Annotated in this window: 6 protein-coding genes and 1 other RNA gene; all 7 read left to right on the top strand. The window is 40.6% G+C overall.

Annotation, left to right across the window (positions count from 1 at the left end; translation table 11 throughout):
* Positions 1–344: 344 nt before the first annotated feature.
* Positions 345–623, top strand: a complete 279-nt coding sequence (locus EDD57_RS13990; RefSeq protein WP_341539674.1) for a response regulator transcription factor — start codon at positions 345–347, stop codon at positions 621–623.
* A 162-nt stretch (positions 624–785) separates the two neighbouring features.
* An RNA gene (ffs, locus tag EDD57_RS13985) (signal recognition particle sRNA large type) lies at positions 786–1,052 on the top strand.
* A gap of 261 nt (positions 1,053–1,313) precedes the next feature.
* Entirely contained in the window at positions 1,314–2,441 is a 1,128-nt protein-coding gene (locus tag EDD57_RS13980; protein WP_131850030.1) for a two-component system sensor histidine kinase NtrB, read from the top strand.
* Between the two features lie 98 nt (positions 2,442–2,539).
* Positions 2,540–4,288 carry a DNA polymerase III subunit gamma/tau gene (dnaX, locus tag EDD57_RS13975; protein WP_165873849.1) on the top strand — a complete coding sequence of 583 codons (1,749 nt, stop codon included), beginning with the start codon at positions 2,540–2,542 and terminating at the stop codon, positions 4,286–4,288.
* Between the two features lie 25 nt (positions 4,289–4,313).
* Positions 4,314–4,625: a YbaB/EbfC family nucleoid-associated protein gene (locus tag EDD57_RS13970; protein ID WP_131850028.1), complete on the top strand. Its 312-nt coding sequence runs from the start codon at positions 4,314–4,316 to the stop codon at positions 4,623–4,625.
* 25 nt (positions 4,626–4,650) lie between these two features.
* The gene (gene recR, locus EDD57_RS13965) at positions 4,651–5,247 is read left to right on the top strand and encodes a recombination mediator RecR (protein ID WP_131850027.1); all 597 of its coding nucleotides are present in this window, start codon (positions 4,651–4,653) and stop codon (positions 5,245–5,247) included.
* 112 nt (positions 5,248–5,359) lie between these two features.
* A complete protein-coding gene (locus tag EDD57_RS13960; protein ID WP_131850026.1) occupies positions 5,360–5,629 on the top strand; it encodes a pro-sigmaK processing inhibitor BofA family protein in 270 nt (89 codons plus the stop codon).
* The last annotated feature ends 141 nt before the right edge of the window (positions 5,630–5,770 follow it).

Below are 5,770 nucleotides of genomic sequence, written 5' to 3'. Positions count from 1 at the left end.
CTGTTTTTTCTTTATTTTATGGTTTTGTAAAACTCGAAATCTGTTGTACGTCTTCCGGCGTACCGTGGGTTCAAATCCCACCCTCTCTGCCATATTAAGCATAAAAAGAAGTCGTCCAAAAGTGGACGACTTCTTTTTATGCTTTTATGTTTGATATCTGGAGTAGAAATGGTTGATATTGGATTGATTGTCATTCTTTTGTTCATCGGATGTCTATAAATTACCGTTTACGCCAATTTACAATGCCTCTTACATTATAGTAGCATCTTTACTTTAGTATACAAAAGTGATTTGTTATATTTTTTTTCTATTGTAGAGAATTTTTTCATTAAGAGTAGGATCTAATGTGTGATCTGTACGAGAGAAGGAGAATAGAACCATGCAAGTTTGCATTATTGAAAATGAGACTATTCTACGAAGTGGTTATGCTGTTGATGAATGGAAAAGATACAAAAGATATAGCGAGTGAACTTTTTCTATCAGCATGGACAGTACGCAACTATATTCATATGATCATGAGAAAGTTAAATGTAAAGACACGGATTGATGTGGTGAATATGGCTCGAAAAATGGAGTATGTTTGGCGAGTAAGTGAGCTATCCCGCTGGACTGATCTTGGATAGGCTACGAGATGCCAATCGAAAGATAAATCTATTAATATGAATGATCAGATAAAAATATATGAAGGAGTTTTTATCCATTGATGATTTTGTAGTGTCTGTACTATTGGAATTCAGCCCCGCTACATTGCCTTGTATATTGATTTTGTGTTATAGTAACTATTACCGTGCTAGGTGGGGAGGTAGCGGTGCCCTGTAACCCGCAATCCGCTGTAGCGGGGCTGAATTCCAATCCGAGGCTTTATTCAGTTTATAGCAGGTCTATCAGTCCTGTGTTGAAGATTGGGTCCTACGCAACGAGCACTTCTGAACCGTGTCAGATCCGGAAGGAAGCAGCACTAAGGGAGATCGTTCGTGTGCCGTAGGGTGGCCTGATCCGAGCAAGAGTGGTAGGTGCCGTATAGGTTGTTTGAGTCAGAGATTGGTGCACGGCTACATATGAGAGTAAAGTCAACTTTGTGATGGAGTTGGCTTTTTTTATTTTAGGGTGGAAGAGCGGAATCCTGACCCACTTACATTAACTCAATTTTAATAAAATATATTTACCAAAAGAAGGAAGTTAGAAGTTAGAAGCGAATTAGTGAAGTAAATACTTGAAAATGGTAGGGATACGAGTAGGGATTCCTTCCATTCAAACCCGGAGGATCTGAGATGCCATGGTCTTGAGGCGAGTTATAGTGTGGTGGAAAAGGTATGGTTAATACGGATCGACAAGCATTCGTTAGTACGAATAGTCCGCGGGCATACCAGCTACGGACTCTATTGCCAAACTACAACATGGAGCGTCCTGAGCAGATTTTGTTATCAAAGATGGGAATCGGATATCTCTATTTGGATGAATATCTGATTTTTCGTGAAATGAATCGTTGTGCAGAACGTTTTCTGGGGGTTACGGCCAAAACGCTTCTTGACCGACAGTGGTTTGTGATTTGTAATTTGCGACCGATGGATCGAAAAAACCTCAGAGCTTTGTATGATTTCTTTGAGGATCTGCAAGTTGAAAAACAAATGGAAATCAAGTGGACGGTTAAGGGGTGTGATCGCTATCTTCTATTTAAATCGGTTTCCCTTGAATGTGAAAGCAAGAATAATTTTTATGTAACTATCGAAGATATAACGGTACCCAAAATGCTGGAAGAGAACATCAAGCATATGGATCGATTGTCGCATTTGGGATTGATTGCATCTAACACTGCTCACGACTTAAAAAATGCTTTCACTTGCTTTAAAGGATTCCTCCAGATGGAAAAAGCAAATGAAGGTAGTAGCAAATCGGAACAATGGCATCAGTACCTAGAATTTATACAGAGTTCACTAGAGAAATTCTCGAGCTTTGCCAAAGTGGAGCAACAAAACCATTTAGAATTAATTTATCCACAAAAAGCTCTTCAAGATACGACTCGATTTTTGCAAGGTCATGCTTCAAATAAAGGGATTCATCTTTATTATGAGGATCGGAATCGAGAAATTCCCCCTGTTGTCGCGAATGAGCTTGAGCTTCGACATGTGATTATGAATCTCTGCATAAATGCGATGGAAGCATCTAAGCAGGGGGGAGAGGTAGTAGTGGAGCTTGATTACGATCCCGAAAAAGGGAATGTTATGATTCATGTAAAAGATGAAGGGTGCGGAATCCCTAAAGTAAACCTCTCTAGAATTTTTGATCTATACTACACAACTAAGAAAAACGGTACGGGAGTTGGACTATATAATTGTAGAAAATTAATTGACAGCTTTCATGGTACCATCTCTGTAGAATCAAGTGCTATGGGGACTATTTTTACGGTTTCCCTACCAGCGAAGAAAGCCCACTCTTTTTAGTGGGTTTTCTTTTTGGTGTTTGCCGCTCGATATAGTATCATAAAAGAAGTAGATACGAATGAAGTATGAATTTGAATCGATATGGAGTGTTTTTTCTTATGTCCTATCGCGCCTTATATAGAGTATGGAGATCGCAACGTTTTGAAGATCTGGTAGGACAAGAGCATGTGACTCGAACGCTTCAAAATGCGATTATGGAGCAACAACTATCACATGCTTATTTATTTAGTGGTCCTAGAGGGACAGGTAAAACGAGTGCGGCAAAAATTTTTGCCAAGGCGGTAAACTGTGAAAATGGTCCTGCGGCAGAGCCGTGTAACCAGTGTGAAATGTGTCGTCAAATTACAGATGGTTCTTCGATGGATGTATTCGAGATGGATGCCGCATCGAATCGAGGAGTAGATGAAATACGTGATCTACGGGATAAAGTAAAATACGCTCCCACTGAAGCTAGATATAAAGTGTATATCATTGATGAAGTACACATGTTGACGACAGAAGCATTTAATGCCCTATTGAAAACACTGGAGGAGCCACCACCTCACGTTATTTTTATCCTAGCAACAACAGAGCCGCATAAACTGCTTCCCACCATTATCTCGCGTTGTCAACGATTCTCCTTTCGGCGGATATCTTTTGAAGTGATCGTGAAACGTTTACAGCTGATCTGTGATACGAACCAGATTCGATATGAAGATCAAGCTTTATTCACCTTAGCGCGTACGGCTGATGGCGGAATGCGTGATGCCTTGAGTTTATTAGATCAAACGATTGCATTTGGGGGAGAGGATCTTACTGAAGAAGTCGTAAGATTGGTGCTTGGAATTGTAAGTAAAGAGATGATGTATCAGCTAGTTCACGGGATACATGAGCAGGATCCAAGTCTCATCCTCCAATTGTTGGATCAGCTTTCGGCAGAAGGAAATGAACCTGATCGTATTCTTTATGATCTGGTTTATACATGTCGTGATTTGTTGCTCATTCAAACAGCGCCCAAAGTTGCAAAGTTGCAGGGGGCAGAGCAAAATGGACCTACCGAGGAATTAGCAAAGAAAGTTACCACTGCAAGGCTCCAAGCAATTCTCGACTCTCTACTTCAGGACCAACCACACTTGAAGCATGTAAGCAATCCGAGGATTTTTCTCGAAATGTCCTTACTCAGAGCTATGAATGAAGGCGCCAGTTCTGATCGAGATACCGGATCTTCCTCACAGGAAATCCAATTGTTACATCAAAAAATAGAGCAGTTGGAGAAAATAGTGGACAGACTGGTTCGGCCGTCGGATGATCAAGCGCAAGTAATAGTGAATCGGGATTCCTCGTCTATTGAAGTGGCGCCGAGAAAATCCCCTCCGAGGTCTTCTATTCAAAGAGGTAAGAAATTGTCTTCGCAACTACTTGCGAAAACTTCGCCGAAAGCTTTGCAAAAGATTCAACAATCTTGGGGCGATATTCTGCATAAAGTGCGTAACGAACGGGTGACCGTTCATGCATGGCTAGTCAACGGAGAACCTGTTGCTGCGACAGATCAAGTGGTGATTTTAGCTTTTAAAACCGAGATTCATTGTGAAACCACTGAACGACAACCGAATCGTGGTATTATCGAGCAAGTAATTTCCCAAATCCTACAGCATACCTATCAAATTCAAACAGTTATGTGGAGTGACTGGGAGTTAGTTCAGCCAGAAGAGGAGCAAAAAAGCTCTTCTGAAATGGTAGAGGATCGTGTAGTATCTAAGAGACAGGAGGAATCCCCTAATCAAATGGATTCAGTTAGGGATTCGTCCATTGTGGATCAGGCAATCACTATATTTGGGAAAGATCTAGTCCAGATTAAAAAGGATTAGTTTTATAAAAGAAAGGATGATTCGAATGCGTAATATGAATCAAATGATGAAGCAAGTTAAGAAAATGCAACAAGAGATGGCAAAGGCTCAGGAAGAATTGGAAAACAAAGAAGTAGTAGGGACAGCTGGTGGTGGAGTGGTGAAAGTGACGATGACGGGTCACAAACAACTTCGCGGCATTGAAATTGCTCCTGAAGTAATTGATCCAGATGATGCAGAGATGCTTCAAGATTTAATTACAGCTGCTTTCAATGAAGCATTAAAACAAGTAGAAGAGCTAGTAAACAAAGACATGGGTAAATTTACAGGTGGAATGAACATCCCAGGATTATTTTAGAGAAACAGGATAGAGGTGTCGCTCGGTGTATGTACCTGAACCAATCTCGAAACTAATTGAGAGTTTTGTTCGTTTGCCAGGGATTGGTCCGAAGTCGGCTCAACGTTTGGCGATGTTTGTCCTTCGAATGGAAGAAGAAGATGTAATGGATTTTGCTAAGGCATTGGTGCGTGCTAAGCGGGATTTGCGTACTTGCTCGGTTTGCGGAAACATCACCGATCAAGATCCTTGTTATATTTGTAGCGATTCCAAGCGAGATCGTAGCACGATCTGTGTGGTTCAAGATACAAGAGATTTGATGGCAATGGAGCGAACGAGGGAGTTTAATGGTTTATATCATGTGTTACACGGCGCAATCTCTCCTATTGAAGGCATTGGCCCAGAGCAGTTAAAGATACCTGACCTCCTTAGAAGGCTAGGAGATGAAACGGTTAAGGAATTGATTCTTGCAACCAATCCCAATATTGAGGGTGAAGCAACTGCTATGTATCTCTCGAAATTAGTTCGTTCATTTGGATTAAAAGTAACTCGGATTGCTCATGGATTACCGGTGGGTGGAGATTTAGAGTACGCAGATGAAGTTACACTAACAAAAGCATTAGAAGGTAGAAGAGAACTATAGTGTCATCATATATAGAGGAAAAGTAGCTGATTATGTTGGCTGCTTTTTCTTTTGCATACGTTTGGGGTTGTCATCATAGAATGAGAACAAAAATGGATAAGGGTGACAAGCTGTGGAACTGATTAAATGGTGGATGTTAGCAGGGATTCTAGGTATTGTTTTGTTTATGGTAGTAAGCAGATCAGTCGTAAAACCGTTACGTTGGATGTGGCGTGGTGTTATGTACTCAGTAATAGGTGGTGTTGTGCTACTTGTAGTAAACTGGATTGGAACATTTTTTGGATTCACTATAGCGATTAATCCAATTACAGCTACGATTACTGGTGCTTTGGGGCTTCCAGGTTTAGCGTATTTAATAGCAGTACAGTTTTTTTTGATCTAAACAACTATTTTTTAAAATAGCTGTTGACTCCTTTTTTGGGACATGATATATTATTACATGTCGCCGCGATACGGTGACGGTAAATGAAAAGCAAGTGTTCCTTGAAAACTAAAGAGTGAATGAACCAAGACCTGTTTAATT

The organism is Baia soyae (genome assembly GCF_004341445.1).
In the GTDB taxonomy this organism is placed as follows: Bacteria; Bacillota; Bacilli; order Thermoactinomycetales; family Thermoactinomycetaceae; genus Baia; species Baia soyae.
This window is presented reverse-complemented; position numbering and strand designations above follow the sequence as displayed.